This is a genomic window from Spirosoma flavum (assembly GCF_042686045.1).
Lineage (GTDB): Bacteria > Bacteroidota > Bacteroidia > Cytophagales > Spirosomataceae > Spirosoma > Spirosoma flavum.
The window spans coordinates 65,190-85,531 of the sequence record NZ_JBHUOM010000004.1 but is presented as its reverse complement, the minus strand read 5'-3'; the positions used below and the strand labels follow the sequence as shown (position 1 = coordinate 85,531).

General features: G+C 46.9%; 12 protein-coding genes. 6 read left to right on the top strand and 6 right to left on the bottom strand.

The features are described from left to right. Positions 1-2,761 (bottom strand): FG-GAP-like repeat-containing protein (locus ACFS25_RS13010; protein WP_381501225.1); only part of this gene is annotated, 2,761 nt, incomplete at its 3' end. 362 nt (positions 2,762-3,123) lie between these two features. On the opposite strand from ACFS25_RS13010, the gene ACFS25_RS13005 reads away from it, so the two are divergent. The 5 genes from ACFS25_RS13005 (at position 3,124) to ACFS25_RS12985 (ending at position 12,305) form a co-directional block, all read left to right on the top strand. After that, positions 3,124-6,387, top strand: coding sequence for a SusC/RagA family TonB-linked outer membrane protein (locus ACFS25_RS13005; RefSeq protein WP_381501222.1), 3,264 nt, complete (start codon positions 3,124-3,126; stop codon positions 6,385-6,387). 81 nt (positions 6,388-6,468) lie between these two features. Then, entirely contained in the window at positions 6,469-8,223 is a 1,755-nt protein-coding gene (locus ACFS25_RS13000) for a RagB/SusD family nutrient uptake outer membrane protein (protein ID WP_381501219.1), read from the top strand. Between the two features lie 269 nt (positions 8,224-8,492). Then, complete coding sequence (locus ACFS25_RS12995) at positions 8,493-8,717, top strand: Tn3 family transposase (RefSeq protein WP_381501230.1); 225 nt, start codon at positions 8,493-8,495, stop codon at positions 8,715-8,717. Positions 8,718-8,936: 219 nt separating this feature from the next. Then, complete coding sequence (locus tag ACFS25_RS12990) at positions 8,937-9,869, top strand: DUF1016 N-terminal domain-containing protein (RefSeq protein ID WP_381501216.1); 933 nt, start codon at positions 8,937-8,939, stop codon at positions 9,867-9,869. Positions 9,870-10,808: 939 nt separating this feature from the next. Next, positions 10,809-12,305 (top strand): RICIN domain-containing protein, encoded by a 1,497-nt coding sequence (locus tag ACFS25_RS12985; RefSeq protein ID WP_381501213.1) that lies wholly within the window; start codon positions 10,809-10,811, stop codon positions 12,303-12,305. A 150-nt stretch (positions 12,306-12,455) separates the two neighbouring features. Here the strand turns inward: ACFS25_RS12985 and ACFS25_RS12980 are convergent, their stop codons facing one another. Next, positions 12,456-12,782: a nucleoside triphosphate pyrophosphohydrolase family protein gene (locus ACFS25_RS12980; protein ID WP_381501212.1), complete on the bottom strand. Its 327-nt coding sequence runs from the start codon at positions 12,780-12,782 to the stop codon at positions 12,456-12,458. A 537-nt stretch (positions 12,783-13,319) separates the two neighbouring features. On the opposite strand from ACFS25_RS12980, the gene ACFS25_RS12975 reads away from it, so the two are divergent. Next, on the top strand, positions 13,320-14,213 hold the full coding sequence (locus tag ACFS25_RS12975) for a hypothetical protein (protein WP_381501209.1): 894 nt from the start codon (positions 13,320-13,322) through the stop codon (positions 14,211-14,213). 72 nt (positions 14,214-14,285) lie between these two features. On the opposite strand, the gene ACFS25_RS12970 is transcribed toward ACFS25_RS12975, so the two are convergent. The 4 genes from ACFS25_RS12970 to ACFS25_RS12955 all read right to left on the bottom strand — a co-directional run bounded on the left by ACFS25_RS12970 (position 14,286) and on the right by ACFS25_RS12955 (position 20,137). Further along, positions 14,286-14,861 carry a dihydrofolate reductase family protein gene (locus ACFS25_RS12970; protein WP_381501205.1) on the bottom strand — a complete coding sequence of 192 codons (576 nt, stop codon included), beginning with the start codon at positions 14,859-14,861 and terminating at the stop codon, positions 14,286-14,288. Positions 14,862-14,948: 87 nt separating this feature from the next. Beyond that, positions 14,949-15,905: an amidohydrolase family protein gene (locus tag ACFS25_RS12965; RefSeq protein WP_381501200.1), complete on the bottom strand. Its 957-nt coding sequence runs from the start codon at positions 15,903-15,905 to the stop codon at positions 14,949-14,951. 408 nt (positions 15,906-16,313) lie between these two features. Further along, complete coding sequence (locus ACFS25_RS12960; protein ID WP_381501197.1) at positions 16,314-16,691, bottom strand: hypothetical protein; 378 nt, start codon at positions 16,689-16,691, stop codon at positions 16,314-16,316. Positions 16,692-16,753: 62 nt separating this feature from the next. Further along, positions 16,754-20,137, bottom strand: a complete 3,384-nt coding sequence (locus tag ACFS25_RS12955) for a glycosyl hydrolase (protein WP_381501194.1) — start codon at positions 20,135-20,137, stop codon at positions 16,754-16,756. Positions 20,138-20,342: the final 205 nt, after the last annotated feature.

Below are 20,342 nucleotides of genomic sequence, written 5' to 3'. Positions count from 1 at the left end.
GCATGCGGGCATTGCGGCCCAGGTTACCGGCTAGGTAATCGATATCGCCGTCGCGGTCGAAGTCACCGGCGACCAGCGAGTTCCACCAGCCTTTTTGTGCTTCCAGCCCGGTGGTGGTTTTGCTTAGCTTGCCCCGTTGATTTTTCAGCAGTGTTAGGGGCATAAATTCGCCCGCCAGCATCAGATCAGGCCAACCATCGTTGTCGGGGTCTGTCCACAGGGCATCACACACCAACCCGATATTTTGCAGAGCTGGCGCCACGGCCTTCGTGACGTCAGTAAATCGAAGCGGACCGGCTTTGGACGAGCCCTCATTGCGTAATATAAAACTCGATACGGGTTTTGGGTAATGATCGGGTTCAACACGGCCACCGATAAACAGATCCAGATCGCCATCCCGGTCGAAATCGGCTGCTTTCACGCATGATTTACTCACCCTATTTTGGGGAAGCGCCTGGGGACTTAAGATGAATGTCCCTTTCCCATTCGGCCCGTCGTTCAAATAAAGCCGGTCCTGAAAGGCGGGGGTGTTGGCCTGCCCCTCGGTACCTCCGCTGGCAACGTACAAGTCCAGATCGCCATCGCCGTCGGCATCGAACAGGAGGGTGCCCATATCTTCCTCAATCTTACGGCCAGGCCCTGTTTCGATAGGCAGCCAGTCTTTATCGACAAATGAGCCAGTGGCCGTTTGAATGAGGAAATGTCCTTTGTTAGCTGTTGAGCCACCAATAAACAGGTCATCTAAGCCATCACCGTTTACATCCCCAACGGATAGGCTGGGTCCGTACTGCGAAAATTTATGCGGCAGTAACTTCTGAGTGTTGAAATCGATATATTCCGGTTCCTGATGCTGGTATACCACCTTCAGTGAATCGGTTACTTCGGTAAAAAGGCTGGCGGGTTGTTTAGCCGGGAGGGCGAGGGGGTCATGGGCGTTGCGAATATCCGCCACTAATACCTGATTGGGTTTCACATTACGCAACGTCTGCTGCCGGGCGGCTTGGGTGCCGTTGGCGGGCCAGATGATACGAACTTCGCTGATTGTAGTAACGGCACCCAACCCAAAATGGGCTACCGGTTCAACGGTTGAGAGATAACCCCGGTACGGACTGTGCTCATATACCTGCTGCTGGTCATTGAGTTTCCCGTAGTGTAATTCGACAATGGCCCCAAGTCCCATTCGATTCAGCGCTGGACCGGCGAACTTCACCCGCAGGTAATTAGCCTTCTCCGGTTTACGCTCGATGAGGTTGTTACGGTAGACAAAAGCGGAATCATTAATGTTGTTAACCACATAATCGAGGTCACCATCGTTATCGAGGTCACCGTAGGCCGCACCATTTGAGAAAGAGGGGGTGTTGATACCCCAATTTTTGGTAACATCTGAAAACGTCAGATTACCATTATTATGAAACGCGTAGTTGTTAATCTTGACAACCGGAATTTGGGCCAGTTTATAGTCTCTGGGAGCAATTTGAGAGCTCTCGGTCAGAAACGTCATAAAGTCGCGATCAGTAACGTCCTTTGGAAAGCCATTGGTGATGAGTAGATCGCGGAAACCATCATGATCGAAGTCAGCAACCATTGGTGCCCAACTCCAGTCGGTTTCGGCGACATCAGCCAATAAGCTGATTTCGCTAAAAGCAGGTATGGTTGAGTTAGGCCGTAGTCCCTGATTAAGTTGTAGCGTGTTACGTACTACCTGATAGTTGTATTTGAATTCATCATTATAGAGGTACGTCTGGTAATTATTAGCGCCCAGCATCGTCTTTTTGCGGTAATTATCGCGAGGCATCATATCAAGTGCCACTACATCGACTAAACCATCATTGTTAATGTCGGTCACATCATTGCCCATCGCTGTATTGCTAGTGTGCTTGAAGTACTCAGCAGCCCGATCCGTAAAGGTGCCATCGTGATTGTTGATATATAGCAGATCGTCGGAGAGGTAATCATTGGTCACATATATATCCTTCCAGCCATCCCGGTTGATGTCTGTTATATTCATGCCAAGTCCATAACCCTCATGCACAATACCCGCCTGTTTAGAGACATTCGTAAAGAATGGATGTCCCACTTCCTTGTTAAAGTCATTGCGAAATAACAAGTCAGTATTCAGGGAAGAACCATCATTCACTTTAGTGTGATATACATTAGGGGATTCGTCAATGCGGTCGGTAAGTAAATAGAGGTCCAGATCACCGTCGTTGTCGTAATCGAAAAAAGCCGCATTGGTTGTATAACTATCGTCCGCAATACCGTATTCGTGGGCCAATTCCCGGAATACCGGTTTCCCGTTATGCAACCCCTGATTTACATAAAGTAGATTCTCACGTTTTTTTGCGGTCTTACTCAGTGTGGCACTTACGTAAATATCCAGCCAGCCGTCATTGTTGATGTCAACCACGGTAGCTCCTGAACACCATTTTCCACCCCCCGTAATGCCAGCGGATGCACTAATGTCATCAAACTTAAAATCTCCTTTGTTTAAGTAAAGCCGATTCGTGACTTGATTTCCCGTAAAGAAGACATCAGGTAAACCATCTTTATTGAAATCACCCAGGGCCACTCCTCCTCCATTATAAAAATACTCAACATCCAGAATACTCATCGAATCATTATCCGTGATGCGATTTGCAAACGTAATTCCAGTTTTTTCGGCTGGTAACAGGGTAAAGAGTTGGTTCGAAGTAGACTCGCAGGCCATTGTAACCCAGCCAAGCAAAACAAATAAAGCAAAAGATAAATACCGGTGAATCATAAATTGAGTCTACTTAGTAAATGGCTAAAATACACATATATTGATATTATTATTCAATATATCGAGAAGCCTTCGCTACTAACAAACGCTATAACGCATGGTATATGTACTGTGTCAACCACCCATTCAGATTAAAATTACTCGATACAGGATATTTAATATACTATATAATATGAAATAATTTACATTTTATAATATATTAAATGTCTTGTAATGAGTATATTATATCTATGGGTTTAATTATTACCAGATTTATATAAATAATAGAGCCAAACCCGTATTGTAATACGGCAATTTAGACGTTGAATAATGAAGTTATCATATTAATTTTGATTTACATTTTACCAATATATACAACCTGCATGGACACAAATTTTTACAAGACCTTCCAGTATTTGATACTGGGGGCATTTATGCTTATGTCAAGCATAACCGTTTTGGCACAGGACCGCCGGATTACGGGCACTGTAACCAGTAATGGTGAAACAATACCAGGTGCTAACGTAGTGCTTAAAGGTACTACTGTCGGTACGACAACAGATGCTAATGGTGCATTTACACTGACGCTACGCGGATCGGCTGATGTACTGTCAATTTCAGCCATTGGCTACAAGCCAGTACAGGTAACGGTAGGTAATCAGACAGCGGTTACCGTTAAGCTCGAAGAAGATGCAACTTCCTTGAATGAAGTTGTTGTGACGGGTTATACCACCGATAGCAAACGGGATAACACCGGTGCTGTAGCAACCGTAAAATCTAAAGATTTAAAGGCGGTTCCCTCGGCAAACGTGGAAACCCAGCTTCAGGGCCGGGTAGCGGGCGTTACCGTAATTGCCAGTGGACAGCCCGGTGCCAGTAATACGGTTCGGGTACGTGGGTTTGGCGCATTCGGTGGTAACACACCTTTGTATATCATCGACGGAGTACCAACTGGGGGTAGTGGTCAAATAAGTCCTGATGATATCGAATCAACGACCGTTCTGAAAGATGCCGCAGCCGCTTCTATCTACGGAGCCCGGGCCGCAAATGGCGTAATTGTTATTACTACCAAAAGAGGTACACGCAAGAATCAGAGAATGAGCGTTACTTATGACGGTTTGTATGGATTTACTGACCCAGGTCATGCCCCAGCGGTTTTGAATCCGCAGGAACAGGCTGACTGGACTTGGAATGCTGTGCGGAACAGAGAGACTGCCCTAGGTCAACCAATTGACTTTTCAGGTATTGCCAGCGGCCAATATGGTGCTGGATCAACTCCCATTTTGCCTGACTATTTACAAGTTGGTAGTCAGTTTGGCGTGAGAGGTACTGTTGATTTGGCCGCTGAGAAGGCGAAGTACAATGTTGATGCTTCGGTTGGACCCATCTATCAGGTAACAGCAGCCAACAAAGCCGGTACCGACTGGTATAAGGCGATTACCCGGACTGCCCCCCTGATGCGCCATACTCTTGGTTTTTCGGGTGGAAATGAAAGCGGGCGATACTATATTAGCCTTAGCCAGCAGACACAGGCCGGTATTTTGTTAAACAATAACTTTGCCCGTTATACGCTCCGCGCTAACTCGGACTTTGACATTCTTAAGAATAAAAAGCTTCGTTTTGGTGAAAATATACAGGCAACCTACATCGACAACTCAGGCCAAGTTGGTGGTACTAATGGACAAAACCTGTCACAGGAAGAAAGCGAAATTTTAACGGCTTTCCGTATGGCCCCAATCATTCCTGTTTATGATGTATTTGGTGGTTATGCTGGTACGGCAGCTAAAGGGTTTAATAACCCAGCTAACCCCAGAGCCAGCCGGGATGCAGCTAAAAATAATAAACAGTTTAGCGTAGGTTTATTTGGAAATGCTTACCTCGAATATGATGTCATTCCAGATTTAACCATCCGCAGTAGCATTGGTGGATCGATTACTAACTACTATAATAAAACTACCTCACGCAATACGTATGAGAACGCGGAAGGTAATAATGGCGGTTTTAGAATCAACGAAGGAGGAGGGTACACTTTAGCCTGGACATTCACGAACACGGCTCAGTATAAGCGGAAGTTCGGTATCCACAGTATTGATCTTTTAGGTGGTATTGAAGCCCTGAATACTGGCTTTGGCCGGGATGTAAGTGGCGTAGGTGTTAACCCCTATTCAACCGATCCCAACTATGCCACTATTACGACATCTTCCGCTACAGGCCGGCAGGTAAACAGTGATTTATTCAGTGGGGTAACTTTTTATTCTCAGTTCGGCCGTATAAACTACAGCTTGCTGGATAAATACTTGGTAACAGCTGTCGTTCGTAGGGATGGCTCATCACGGTTTGGTGCTTCCAATCGCTTTGGTGTTTTCCCTGCTCTCTCAGCTGCCTGGCGGTTATCAAGCGAATCTTTCATGAAGAACCTACCGTTCATTACCGATCTGAAAATTCGGGGTGGCTGGGGACAGATGGGCAACTCAAATAACGTAGATCCCAACAACCAGTATAGTTTGTACCAGTCTAACATTGCCAATTCGTATGACATCAGTGGTGGCAACGCCGGTGTAGACCCAGGCTTCTACCGCAGCCGAATCGGTAACCCGAATGCGAAATGGGAGACCAGTACCACTACTAACATTGGTATTGATGGTTCGTTCCTGCGTGGTAAACTTGATTTAGTCTTTGATTTGTGGCGCAAAGACACCAAAGACTTATTATTCCAGGTGCCTATTCCAGGTGTAATTGGACAACGGGCAACTGCCCCATCCGTAAATATCGCCAGCATGAGAAACCAGGGTATCGACATCCAGATAATTACCCGGGGAAAAGTAGCTAGCGATCTTGGTTATGAAGTAAACGTAACGGGTAGTTTCTTACAGAACAAAATCCTTACTCTGGCACCAGGTGTTCCTTATTTTGATGTTTCTCCTGGCACCAACCGGCTGTCATTGCCTGAAACCAGAAATGCTCCTGGTCAAAGTCTAGCCGCTTTCTATGGTTATAAAGTAGTTGGTTTGTTCAACAGCAAGGAAGAAGTGAATGCGGCTCCTACGCAGGATGGGGCAGGTGTTGGGCGGTTCCGCTACCAGGATACTAACGGTGATGGACAGATTACAGATGCAGACCGGACTTTTCTGGGTAGCCCTATTCCAAAGTTCACAGGTGGTTTAACATTATCACTTACCTATAAAGGTTTTGATATGTCTACTTATCTGTATGCCTCAGTAGGGAACAAAATTTTCAATATGTCGAAATGGTTCACTGATTTTTACCCATCCTTCTCAGGAGCGGCTATCAGCTCACGTGTAAAAGATTCATGGACACCTACGCACATGAATACGACACAACCCATTTTTGAGGATGTATCGAACTTTAGTACAAATACGGTTCCTAACTCATTTTATGTTGAGAACGGTTCTTTCCTGCGGATGCAAAATATTACTCTCGGCTACACTTTACCCGCGTCCCTACTAAACAAAATAAACCTGAGTCGGGTACGATTTTCTATCTCCGCTAACAACGTCTTCACGGTTACAGGCTACAAAGGTCTCGATCCGGGTGTAGGTGGTGCTGCTGACCAGAACCTAGGTATCGACGTAGGTAATTACCCAATCACACGGAGCTACAATGCAGGGGTGAGCATTGGTTTTTAATCAACCCAGCTAGAAAAGTTGCCTTTAAAAAAGGCAACTTTTCGTAAAATTTGATAAATCTATTTTTAGAAAAAACATAACATGAAAAACACAATCGCAAAAGGAGTGAGTCTTACACTACTTTTGACCATAATTACGCTAGCCTGTAAGGATTCATTTTTAGATGTAGCCCCGAATAGTCAGTTGACAAATGTGGACTTAACGACTACAAGTGGCATACAGGGTTTGGTAATCAGTGCTTATACTGAGCTAAACGGACGTGGTTACTCACAAACCGCTAGTCCGACCAACTGGGTCTATGGTAGCATTATGGGCGGAGACGCCAACAAAGGATCTGATCCGTCCGACTTTAATGCTATTACTCCATTTGAAACGTACCTAATCAATGCATCAAGCGCTGAATTAAATTATCGCTGGCAAGCATTATACGAAGGGGTAAGTCGCTCGAATTCTGTACTACGCACCATTCCCCTAGCCGCTGCTACAGTAACCGCTGCGGTTAAACAACAAGCTTCAGGTGAAGCTCGTTTTTTGCGGGGTCTTTACTATTTTGATCTCAAACGTACCTTCAACATGGTTCCTTACGTCGATGAAACGATGGATTATGGAACTGGCGCAAGCACCGTAAAGAATGATGTGGATATCTGGTCTAAAATTGAAGCTGATTTTAATTTTGCCTATACGAACTTAGCCGAGACGAACGCGCAGGCAGGCCGCGCTAATAAATGGGCCGCTGCCGCCTACCTGGCAAGAACCTATATGTATCAGAAGAAGTACGCTCAAGCAAAAGCTCTGTATGATCTCATTATTGCCAATGGTAAAACTACTAACGGGAAAAAATATGGCCTAGTTACTCAGTATGCTCAAGTGTTCAATGCCGCAAATGAAAATAGTGAAGAAGCTGTTTTCTCTACCCAGAATGTAGCGAACGTCGGTAGTTCAGATGCGGCTTCTAACGACTTGAACTTGAACTATCCTTATAGTGCCGGGATTGGGGCCACTTGCTGTGATTTCTTTAAGCCAAGTTTTGATCTGGCTAATTCGTTTCGGACGGGTGCCAATGGTCTACCTCTTGATATTACACTGGCAAATGGTGCGTACGATAATAGCACTAATGAACTGAAAACGGATCAGGGAATTCTGCCAGGCGATGCTTTCGCCCCCGATACACGCTCAGTAGATCCGCGCCTTGACCATACCGTTGGACGTCGTGGGATTCCCTATCTTGACTATGGTGTTTTCACTAGCGCCTGGACTCGTAACCAAGCCTTTGGCGGCCCTTATTCTACCAAAAAGTACGTTTTCTATCTAGCTCAACAAGGCACAGTAGCTGATGTATCGAACTGGACTAAAGGATGGTCCGCTACTAACGTTGTTCTGATGCGTTACTCTGATGTTTTGCTAATGGCTGCTGAAGCCGAAGTGGAAGTTGGCAGTCTTGCAACCGCAATGAATTACGTTAATCAGATTCGGACTCGTGCAGCTAACCCAGCTGGATTTGTAAAAAATGCTGATGGCACACCCGCAGCTAATTATCTGATTAGTACCTATCCAGCCACTTCGTTTGCATCGCAGGATCTAGCGCGTAACAGCGTTCGGTTTGAGCGTAAAATAGAGCTTGCTGAAGAAGGTCAACGTTTCTTCGATTTAGTACGCTGGGGTATTGCTGCGCCAACTATCAGTGCATTCCTTACGTATGAAAAGACTAAACTAACTAACGCATATAGCGGGGCCATTTTCACGGCAGGTAAGAATGAATACTTACCGCTTCCGCAGACACAGCTTGACTTACAAAACGGAAGCGCTGTTATCTTAAAGCAAAATCCTGGTTATTAATAATTGATTCTTTTTTCACAAAAAAGTCCATTCTACTTCGTAGAATGGACTTTTTTGTGAAAAAAGAATCAATTATTAATAACCACAATGTCCTCACCTCTGTTCTCCAGTACATGCATGAAGAGGATACCCAACGTAGGGTTAATCATACGCAAACCAAGATAGAAAACTACCAATAATTGGCAGCTGAATAGAATTTAGGCAAAAATGGCATGATTGGGTACGCGACCCGCGAAGATTTATTGGTGATGGCTTGAAGTAAACAGGTACTGACTAACGCCATTACCTGTTGGAATGTGCTTCGTATTACCCAACAATTAAATGAAGTAATCGGTCAGGAACGTGAGGATCTTCTTGCTGCAATTCCCCATACGGCTCCTCTTAGTTGGAAACATATCAATTTTCAAGGAGAGTATGATTTTTCAGAAGGTGGACTCCGTTGCCCGAATGTCTCCCTTTTCTGTAGATCCGCGTTTGTGGAAACGGTCGAATGACTTCAGCGAGTAAGCTATAGAGGCTCTCAGTACAATGGAAAGGAATGCATTTAAGATTGTGTAGGTAGTTCAACTTTACCCGTATTTTTGACAATTGATCACATAAATTGGTAGCTATCAATGCCATCTTGCCCCTAATAAGCTCCGCATTCCGGTTATTTCGCTCTCTGGTAAGAACAAGTGTGCATGTCTATCCTATAATAAGTTGCTGGTGTTTTTATGAATGAATCTACCGACTTCCCACAAGCTCTTGAACTGTTCCGCTACCTGCGAACACTGGTTGACACAGACCAGCAAAAGCGTGACCCCTTCCCTCAATTTGCCCTGGTGGAGGCTTATTGGCATCTTGGCCGCATCATTGTGGAGACTGAACAGGCCGGTGCTGAACGTGCTGATTATGGGATTCATTTGATTGAAATACTGTCGCAACGTCTGATTCAGGAATTTGGAAAAGGGTATAGTTTGCCAAATATGTGGCGCTTTAAGCAGTTTTATTTGGCCTTTCCTATTCTCTCCACAGATGGGAGAGAATTAATTAACCTACGGAAACAGCTTCGTACTGAACTCTGTTGGTCTCATTACAGACTACTAATGCAACTGGATAATTTGCAGGAAAGATCTTTTTATCTCAACCAAGCTGCAGATGAGCGTTGGACGGTTAGATTCATGCAGAAACTAATAAGGTCACGCTACTATTTTCAAACCGCACTCGGTCAGGGCCAGATACTTGCCGATACAAAGAAAATCCTGCCGTCCGGCTCACCCTCCCAGTCATTAACCAGTCAGCTATTCAGTCTACGCACCCGGGTAGCCAATGTTAAAAAATTGTTGCTTGAGCGCTACGTGGGCTATGCTTTTGTGGCCCAACGTCAGTTTATCAGCCTGGCGGGTCAGGATCGGTGGATTGAATTGGTATTTTTTCACATCGGCTTACAACGGTTCATTTTAGTTCAGTTTAGCGAACACGATCCAGCCAGCCTGGCTTTGTTTACTCAGCTACTCGACATATACTTTGCTAAGCAACCGCCAACGGTTACCAAGCCTCCCCTTGGCTTATTGATCGATAGCGAAGGGAGAGCTAGACAAATGACGGTTAGTTTTGAAACGGGGTTGTCAGCCGATGAAACTGCCGTACTACCTCAGGTGGTCTAACTACATCTCGCTGAAATGAGTTAAGTTGCTTTCATTCAGCTATATGTGGTTAAATGTTTTTCCACAAAGAACATTCTGATACTAGATAACCTCCAATCAACTTTCAAGAAATACAACGTTTTTTCGCATTTCGAGCGGAAATTTCAACAAAGTCAGTCACGAAATATACTACTTACCCCCTATTCACCATATCACTTAATCCGTCTGAGGTCTGGTTGATCACAGTGAAACAGCCAATTAATTACACTTATAATCGACCTGCTCAGTCAATTTCAGCACCTGACGTCGGGTTTCATCGTTCACGTTTGCCTGCCCTATTAAGGCGCGTGATAGGGTGAATTTTCATAAACTTACCTGTCAGGCAATATCGGTGATAGTGTTAATATACTGATCCCAGAAATAGTAATATTCACATAGATGATCTAATGGACAGATCCGTGTGGAATAAGACAAACTAGTCTTTGGGGACATTCTCAATACATGTTGGGAATATTCTCAAATAATAATTAAAGAATTTCTTGACATAAATCAATTTAATTACCATCTTCAATCAGGCAAATCCAAAGCCAGCAAGTACTGACTGTATAAGCCCTTGTAATTTATTTTAGGTTCATTCAAGTGTAAGGGCATCTGCCAACCTCTAAATGTTAACTATTCCTATACGTACTTCCATAGTAAAACGAGTACGTTTCCTTCTATGCCTGATCTAGCTGGGTGGTCTAGCTATTGTCCAAATAACGGAAGAGTCCAACAACGTGAGCGGACAACTGACTGGTTCCGACCAGAACTCAGATTGACCTGACGTACTCGCTCAACGAGCAGATTCCTTCAACGTAGTCTCAATAAGCTGAAAGGATATTTTTAGACATTCGTTTTCCCGTTTAGTACGAACCCGAATATGAGTTCTCGCTTAGTTGATAACCATTTAAAATATCAGTTATGAACCCATTCATTTTGTACACCTTGTGCCTTGCTGGATTTGCCAGTTGCCACAAACCCGATCAAGCCGGTCAAAACGATTTAGCACCGAAAGAAGTTTTATCGACAAAGGCCGCTTCTTCCCGGCTGGGTGTAAATAGCATTGCCGGAGCAAACTGGGCCGATGCGCGCGACAACTTCGCAAACGATTCACTTGTCTTGACTGGTTTGTCGATTACGGATAGTTATGCGACCGTACAGAGCACTTCCGATAAGGTGGTGTCGGGATTTCAGACGCTTGGCATTAACACAATACGTCTTCCACTCAACCCGCAGACGGTCCTGAGCCCCTGGTGGGGTTCATACCAAGGGGCGATTGATAAAGCGGTGAGTAAGAACATGAAGGTTATTGTGGCGGTTTGGGAGGCCTCTAACTCTAAAGATGGCCGGATTGACGATGTGACTAAATTCTGGAACTTATGGCAGGTAGTTGTCAACAAATACGGCTCAAATCCCAACGTGTATTTTGAGCCGTTTAACGAGCCACACGGCTACAGTGTAACTGATCTGAAAAGTATCTACCTGGATTGGTTGAGCCGGTATCCGTCCGTACCGCGCGGGCGAGTGGTAATAGGTGGGGCGGGTTACTGCACGGATGTCAATAGTATTGGCTCCGACAGTCAGTTTGATGGTTGCCTGCTTGGGTATCATAATTACGCATTTTTCAATACCAGTATCACTTCCGTAAACGGTTGGGACGTTAAATTTGGTCAGGACCTTATCTATCCCACTCGGACCATCATAACTGAGTTTGGCTGTCCAATGACAACGGGAAAGAACTATACAGGCTCGGCAACGGATGGCGAACTGGCATACCTGCAATCCATCACCGATGTCATGAACAACCGCGGAATTGCCAGCGTCTACTGGCCGGGATTGCGTATGAAAATGGACAGGACTTACATCGACTCATACAGCCTGACTACATTCGATGGTAACGCACTTACGGTAACCAACACCACCGGCTTGGCAAGACTTAAATACGCCTGGAGCCTCAATGATTCACCCGGGGGGCCTTTTCCCTCCTTTGACACTGGTGCTTACTATCGCTTTGTCAATCGAAAAAGCGGGAAGGTGCTGGACGTAAGCCAGAGTTCGTTATCAAATGGTGCCTCCATTATTCAATGGCCTTCAAACGGAGGGAATAATCAGCAGTGGAATATTACCAGCGCGGGGACCGGAACATTTACCCTCACCAACCGAAATAGTGCCAAAGTCCTTGATGTTACCAACGCTTCGTTAGCGCAGGGAACTGCCCTTATCCAGTATCAAAACAACAATGGCCTCAATCAGCAATGGCGAATTACGGATCTGGGCGGTGGTTACTATCGGATCGTCAACCGGGAGAGTGGCCTAGCCTTGGATGTGAATGGTTCCTCCACTGCAGATGGTGCTGGTATTATTCAATGGCCATCCCAGGGGGGCACCAATCAGCAGTGGCAACTGATTAAGCTGTAAACAACTACAACCAACGCAAAGTGCATCCCAAGGCGAGGAATAGCATCGCCCTGGTTGCTTTTGTGGCAGGCCGGAGTAAGCGGTTGCTCCGTAAATTAATGGTTTACGACTTACCCTATTTGCTTACATCATAAATTAAACAGTTGGCGTTTATTTTTCTAACAGCTTTTCTGTTTTGGTTAGAAAGGCTTCAAGGGCATCTTGAATATTTATATCCATACGATCTGCCAGAATAATCAGCCACCAGATAGATTCACCTAACTTATGTTCTAATTCAGGGATCGTTTTATCCCCTTTTGGCCAGCGGCCTTGCTGCGACATGGTGAGCCGTCCGACCAATCCCGCGTCGGTAAGAAAAGCCAGAGCATCTTCTTCAATAGTCCATTCGCTTCCATGATGTTGCCGTTCTAGTTCATGATACAGTTCCCTTATTTTTTGCGACCGGGTTATTGCTTCGTTAAAGTCTACTTCTTTCATTCTGTCTATTTTTTAGATTAATAAGTTATTTATTAGTCAAACAGCGCTATCGCTTTTGCCCGTTGATTTTTGTTTTTAGCATCGTCATCTAAAGCCGATTCAAAATAATAGGACGCTAACTAGCTAATTAGCGCTATGGGGCTATATCTAAATTCTTCAGGCATTATACCTCTTTACTTCTTAAAGAACTAACTTCAGTAAAGTTGGTCGGCAAAGCCAATAGATGGCTAATGTTCAGTCACCTACGCATTCCACACAAACGTTGGTGACTCCTCATATAATTGCTATAACAGGACTCGTCAGTTGCCAGGTAGCCATAAGCAGAGAATTACGGCAAATGTTAAATTTGATCTAAGTAAAATACGACCGTTTCATAAATTAGTTCTACTAATTAAAGTTATTATCCTGTAAAAAGTAGGATTATCAATGAAAGCAAAATACCTTCATGGCGATTTAGCATAGTCAATATCAACTAAACCCAGCATCAGCGTATGAGGGGATGATCAGGTTATAATAGTATCTTATCACTACAACACTATGAATACAACACGTTTACTTCCCTATTTTGCTTATCCATTCCTGCTGATTAGTTTTTGGGGTTGCGGAGATCACCGAATCCCAGACATTACACCAGGTGCCAGTCATTTACGGGTTGTAACTTTAACCCAAGAAGGGCAAAACGGAACGTCGAAGGTTAGCGCATTTAAATATGATGCCCAAGGGCGTCTTAGTCTGATTATTGGATACCAGACACCAGACAGTTCCACAGCACAAGTAGAAAATACAGTTTTTCAGTATGATGGCCAAAATCGGCTAATCCAAGCTCGGCGCGAGATTGTCAGACGGTCCGGAAGCTCACCTAACCCGGTTGAACTGTATTCATATGGCTATAACGGGACCGGTCAGATGTCTAGATTTGGGCTCTCAACCAATTACTCAATTCCTAATACGGGCTGGTCGGTAACTCCTCAATATGATCCTACCAACCGGGTAGTTGGTAGTTCTTTTTCCTTTAGTATTCCAGGTGTTTCAGTTACGGGAAGCGGTTCATATACATACACCGGTAACAACATAACGACAGCTATTGCATCGTCAACGCTCTTCCGAAACACTCCGTTTACTACCACTGGAACTACCACGTATACATTTGACACAAATGTGAATCCTTTCTACGGGCTATTTGTCATTCCCAGACTTGGCATGTTTGCCATGCCAATAAGTGCAAGTGTGAATGATAACACCTATTTTGGGGGTATTACTAACAGCCTGGTCACTTTAAGTCAAAATAATATAACATCTGCCCTATCAGGGGGAGGAGCGGCCACTCAATACTCGTACGCCTACAACGCGGCTAATCTGCCAACCAAGCGCGTTACGGGTGCGGGCAATAGTATTTCGGAAACTTTATACTTTGAGTATGAAAGTTATTAAAGGAGCAGCTGACACCTAGGATAATGAAGCGGGGAGACTAGTCACATCTATTTCGTTTTTTCGATAACAGACTTAGCTTCGCAACGATCCAACGTACCGGTACGTATTTATGAGCACACCCGTGGAGGTAACCTTCGTGCTGACAAAGGCGAGTTCGCGCGGGTCGGCATGGTCCGAAAAAAAGCGTTTGCCCCGGCCCAGCAAGACCGGGTAAACAAGCAGCACAACCTCGTCGACCAATCCCTGGTCGAGCAACACAGACGTCAGCGTTGAGCTTCCCCAGACGATCAGGTCAGGGCCGTCCGTTGACTTAAGGCCGCGAATACCCTCTATGATGTCCGCGCCTAAGGACCCAACCGGCCCCCATTCGAGGCTGTTTGGCCTATGGGTCGCGACGTATTTCGTCGCAGCATTCAGACCGTTCGCTATCGGGCTATTCCCAGCCTTGGGCCAGAAGCCGGCCCAGGTATCGTAGGTACGACGGCCAAGCAGCAGATCGAAGCGGCTGCCCTGTGCCTCGACGACGGCCTCTAACCCAGCCGGACTTCGATAGGGTGCTGTCCAATTGCCATGCGCGAAGTCTTCACCGTCTTCGTGCTGGATCACGCCGTCCAGGGAGATATGTTCCATGATTCGGATCTTTCTCATTTTGTTGCTATCAGTTTAATGTTTGCACAAAGTTAAAATGAACGAGGTACTACCTGAAAGCAAAGGCATCATAGAGGGACGCTGGCCCTACTCGGGCTGTGAAGGGCTGCGTTTCTGCCAGTGATAAGCAGCCACCGAATTCTTCCAGAAGTACTTTTCGGCTACGGTTCGCCCTTTGGCGGTGAAGTATTCGCTGACCAGGCTCAACCCAGCCTCAAAAGGCAACCATTGATCGCTGTTTGGCCAATCGCTGCCATAAAGCAACCGATCTTCACCGAAGATGCCGAACAACTCATCCAGTCGCGTACGATAGAAACTTAGTGCCTGCGGAATTTTTCCGTCCACCCGGCGCAGAACTTCTGAGATCTTCACATACACTTGGGGCCGATTGCCTAACTCCTGCAAGTGGGTTTCATAAACCTTCCGGACTGTGGCCTCTACCGGAGTTGCCATTTGGGGAAGATGATCGATGACTACCCGTAACGTAGGTACTTGATCCGTGACCCGCACGATGGCCGCAAGTAGGGCAGGATTCGGGTTCGCCGTATCCAACACGAGTCCCGCCTGAGCTAAGAATTGAAGGTCCGATACAACTTTGGGATTCGACAGTTGGCCAGGCAGATCACGGTCCCAAAGGTTTCCGTACCGGATGCCGCGAAACAGCGGATTTCGTTGGAAGCGGTCGAGCTGTTGGCGGAAGTCCGGCTTACCCGGCGCGAGATTGCCTACGGTTCCAACAATGATCTTGTCTTTGGCAGCGACGTCGAGTACCCACTGGTTGTCTCCAAGCCAGGGACTGGCTTCCACGACAATCGCGCCCACAATTCCCAGCGGCACTGCGAGCTTGCGATAGCGGTCTGGTAAGGCTGGCTGATAAAGAATACCGTCATTTTTGGTCGGCCAGGGCACCCCTTGGGGGCGAGTCGTGTCAAACAAGTGAATGTGGGCGTCAATAATGGGGATGGCGGTATCTTCCTGCCGACGCAACGCGGGGAGCCCAGCGGAAGCGCCCGCAGCCAGAGCAAGAAAATTTCTACGGTTCATTGGCAAGACATTATTGATTACAGAGAAACTTAAAATAACCTATAAACGCGCAGAGATGGCGACGGCACCGTGGTCTGCATCTCATTGCGGGGCCTTCCATGCGATGGCAGTGAGTAGTCCGGAGTGATCACTGGCCCGAAGTGATAGATAACAATATCAAAATATAATTAACAATCGTATTTGTCTCATATACAGCATTTTATCAAAATATATGTCAGAAATCTCTCACCGTTATCGCTGCTGGTAAAACAATTAGCTGGCATTCCCTCAAACGTATAGCTCACCTCTAATTTATTGGATTTAACCAAATTAGAGGTGAGCTATACATTTGAGTATGGAGAAACAAAGAATTGACCTCAGAGTTGATTCAGTTTCTATTTAGTCAATCCTACTAGTTCTGTCTATCACTTATTTAACCCGAATAGCTGTCGAGTCAAACATATTCATCAGTGACCCTTTCAAGTGGTCATCGTCCACTTTAGTTAGTTCAACCGGAATTTCGCCTGCCTGAGCCGTATCGAAGTAGATCGTCAGTTTAGTACCCGCTTCTTCGATTTTGGTGATCGGCATAGCGGGTTTTGTACCCGTTGGGTCTTTCAACTCACCAGTCAGTTTTCCATCTTTTCGGATCAACTCGGTGACCATTTTTGCATCACCATCGGGTGTACCAACTATTGTAATTTCCCATTTTCCGGCAAAAAAGTCAGGTGGGGTAGTGGTTTGAGAAAAGCCCTTGACGGAAACACCCAAAAGAAAAACGAACAGAAGCAGACTTACTTTTTTCATTAGTGAAACTGGTTAAAAGTGAAATTGAATTGTTAGCTATTGGTCGAAAAATAATTCTCCACTTACCGCTTAACCTCCGCTGTAACCGAGGCAGACTTCGCTTCCAGCAAGCGAACCGGCCCCAGCAGACCCGTTGGCAAAAGGGGTGAATCGGCCTTATAAAACGGCATGGTGGTAAACGTAACCTTGTTGGTCACACTGGCCGTCCCATCGCTCTGAGATGCCTGATTACGGCGCACCGGTTCGGGTTGGGCGTCACCAATCAGGCGATTGACCCACAGGTTCGTGACCTTTACCTGCACCGTGTTACGTCCGGCTTTTAACACTTCTGTGATGTCGATATGGAAAGGTTTCTTCCAGATTGTTCCCACCTTTTTACCATTGACGATTACCTCAGCGATGTTCTTTACGTCGCCCAGATCAAGAATGTACGACGCGTTTTTAGCTATCGTTGGTAGCTCAAACGTGTTGTCGTAGGCGGCAGTGCCCGAGAAGTATTTGATTCCCGGATCGGTATTCTCCGACAACGACGCCAGTGTAGTAAGTGTGGTTTGCTGGGGAGCACCCCGTCCCTCCTGAAAGCGAACCGTCCAGGCACCAGCCATGCTGGCAACGGGCGATTTCGTTACGATGGGTTTGGTGTATGAAGCGACCGTCGCCTTGTCGCGGAAGACGATAAAGTAAGCGTCCCACGACTCGAACTTGAGGGGTAAAATCGTTCGCCCATCTTTGATCTGGTACGACACGGTTTCTGTCTTCCCCGTTTCGGGATTCCATAGCTCCGGCACTTTACCCGCCACCCGGAAGCTAACAGTGGCTTCATTCAGATTTTCACTGCGGTTGTCGAGCCAATAAAGATCAGCGTCGGCGGTTTGACGATGTACGTACAGGACCTTCGATTTAGCATCGGAAATGTCCACATCCTTCTGAACACCCATCTCTTTAAGTACAGTTTCCACTGACTTCGTCGATACGTTCGGGTTGCTCCAGATTTGGTTCAACAAACTAGTAAACTCCGCAGGATCATCGCTCAGACTGGGGGAGTGTTCGGGTTTGATACCGGCCACTTTCATGCCCGCTTTGACAAGTTCCCCCAGTTTCTTTAGTACGGGTAGTGTCATCGTTCTCGCTGAAGAATCCAGTACCATCAAGAGATATTGTTGTCCGCTTGGGGTTACAATCTTGCCTCCTTCTATACGTAAGGCATTTTTCAGTACAGACGCATTGGCAAAATCAAACTCGTAGCCAGCCGGGATAGCAGGCAGTTTTTGGGTGCATAGCTGGGTGATGTTGTTGTTCTCGCCGTAGTAATACAATACGTCCACAACGGGTTTACCCTGTTGCAATAGATAGCAACTCCGGCCTAGATAGTCCATCCAGACATTAGCCTGCTCGGCCCAGGTTTCCTGCCGGGTAAAATACTGCCCGAAGGGTCCGAGCGAAATGCCGGGTTTCTTATCATCCAACGGCTGATGTACCGATGTATGAACGACAAAGCGGTTCAGCCCCGACGCCATTTCAAGATCAGCGGTGCGCTTAAGTTTCTCAGGATGCCAGCTAAACGCATTGCCAACAGAGGTCATCGACTCAGCGGCTACCAGATTCTGCCCGTAAATGTGCGCTACCGAAGCCGCTTCCCGAATGTCGGCTTCGCTGCGAACTTCCTCGTTTGCACCACCGGCCAGGCTACCCGGCGTCCACATCGCCGACATAGGAATATCGGCCTTGCGCTTCACGTCCATCCCGTCGGCTAAGTAAATCCGGCCACCTTCGTGCGATTCTGTATAGCGTTTCATACCACGGGCGTGTAGGGCATCGCCGATCACCTCATAGTGATTTTCGACAATCAGTTCGCCAATGGTCTTCCTAAAATCCCACAGAAATTTCTCGCTGGCTTCCGCACTCCGTATAACCCGGCCCGTTAGCACCGGAAGCCAGGGTTTGATGTCGTAGCCGCGTCGTTTCAAAAACTCCTCGGGCATGGCTTTTGTCCAGGTCATGTGGCCCGCTTCGTAACTGTCCAGCACCATATATTGAAGCCCCTTGGCACCCATTTGGCCGCCGGTGGCATCTTTGTACATATCCAGATACGTTTCGATGTACTTTTTGACGGCCACCTTATCAAGCTTATCAACTTCCAGACCTGTAGCTTCCGGCGAAGCGGGGTGGTTTTGTCGGCCCGTAATTGAATAGCCCAGTCGCATCACAACCCAGTCTCCAGCAGATGCTGCCCCAGCCGGAGGTGTCCAGTTCAGCGTACCGTCGGCGCTCATTTTGGCGGTCAGATCCACTACGTCCTGAGTCGGAATGGCGTCGGCACCGGCCTTTACCAGCGAGTGAGTGCTCTCTTTCCAGGGGCTGAAGCCGGCCTTTTCTTCAAACAGGTCCACACGGTCGGTGTTGTACAGCACTAGTTCTGCAATGGGTACGCCCGCTGGCTTGCCGGGTTCCGAACTACCTCCGAACATCCCCCCAAACGGGTTAGCCGGAGGGGCCAGGGTTTTGAACGCAACCCGAAAGTATTTGGCCGTGACTGGCAAAATACCCATTGTGTTTTGGGCTACCGTACTACCTCGAATCACCACTACATCCCGAAAAGTAACCCCATCCTCACTTACTTTCAAGGTCCGGTTGTCGGGAGCCCCATTAAACTCAGCTAATGCGCCCCCGCTACTAGCACCTGTCAGCGTAAACGCCTTGACCGTCTGCGGACTGTTGAACTCGTACTGAATCCACATATCCTGACCCACCTCCATGGGCGGTAGCAAGCTGGTTTTTGCCAGGTCGCCGTCGGTCAGGTCGGCAAGGCTGAAAGTGCCCCCGCTCGATGTAATTTTAGGCATCAACGTGGACAGAGATTTCTCGGCGGCAGGCAATCGGTACGCTATGACGGCGGCATCGGCGTAGTATGTTGGCAAGTTAGCCGCTGGCCCACCGAGCATACTGCCGCCGACAGGTACATTCTGAAAATTGCCTGTCGTGTTTGGTGGCTGGGGCAGTTTGCCCGAGAAGGTTTTTCCTCCCGTAACCCGCGTTTCAGACCAGACATACTTTTTCATAGCGTCGCTGGCAGGTACCCACGGCCCACCCGTTACGCTCCAGCCCGGCGAACCGGCAATGGCCATCTCAAGCTGGAGTTTCTGGGCCAGATCGGTGGTGTGCTTAAACGCATCTTTCCATTCCGGTGTCATAAATACCAGCTTTTTAGGCGTCACAGTAGGCGTAAACAAGCTGGCGTCGAAGTTTTGAAACCCGCCAATACCAACGCGCTTCATCCACTCAAGGTCTTTGGTGATGCCGTCTTTAGTGATATTTCCGTTCATCCAATGCCACCATACGCGGGGCTTGGCCGAATTAGGTGGAGCCTGAAAGCTCTTGTTAAGTGCCGAAGGCTGCGCAAACGCAAACGCCGGGAGCATAAGGGCCAGAAAGGTAATTTTTTTCATGGGAAATGAGTCATGGGGTTATTAGGAAGGGGTCTGTACGCACTCTTTCGAAAAAAGCCGGTACAGGCTCATTATTACTTAGCCCCCTTAACAATGCCCTCAACCTCAAGGGGTAGCGACGTCACCTTTTTGTCTATACCACGACGAAACTTAAACACCGAACTACTTGCCCCTTTAAATTCATCGGCTTCGAGTCCGGGCGTAA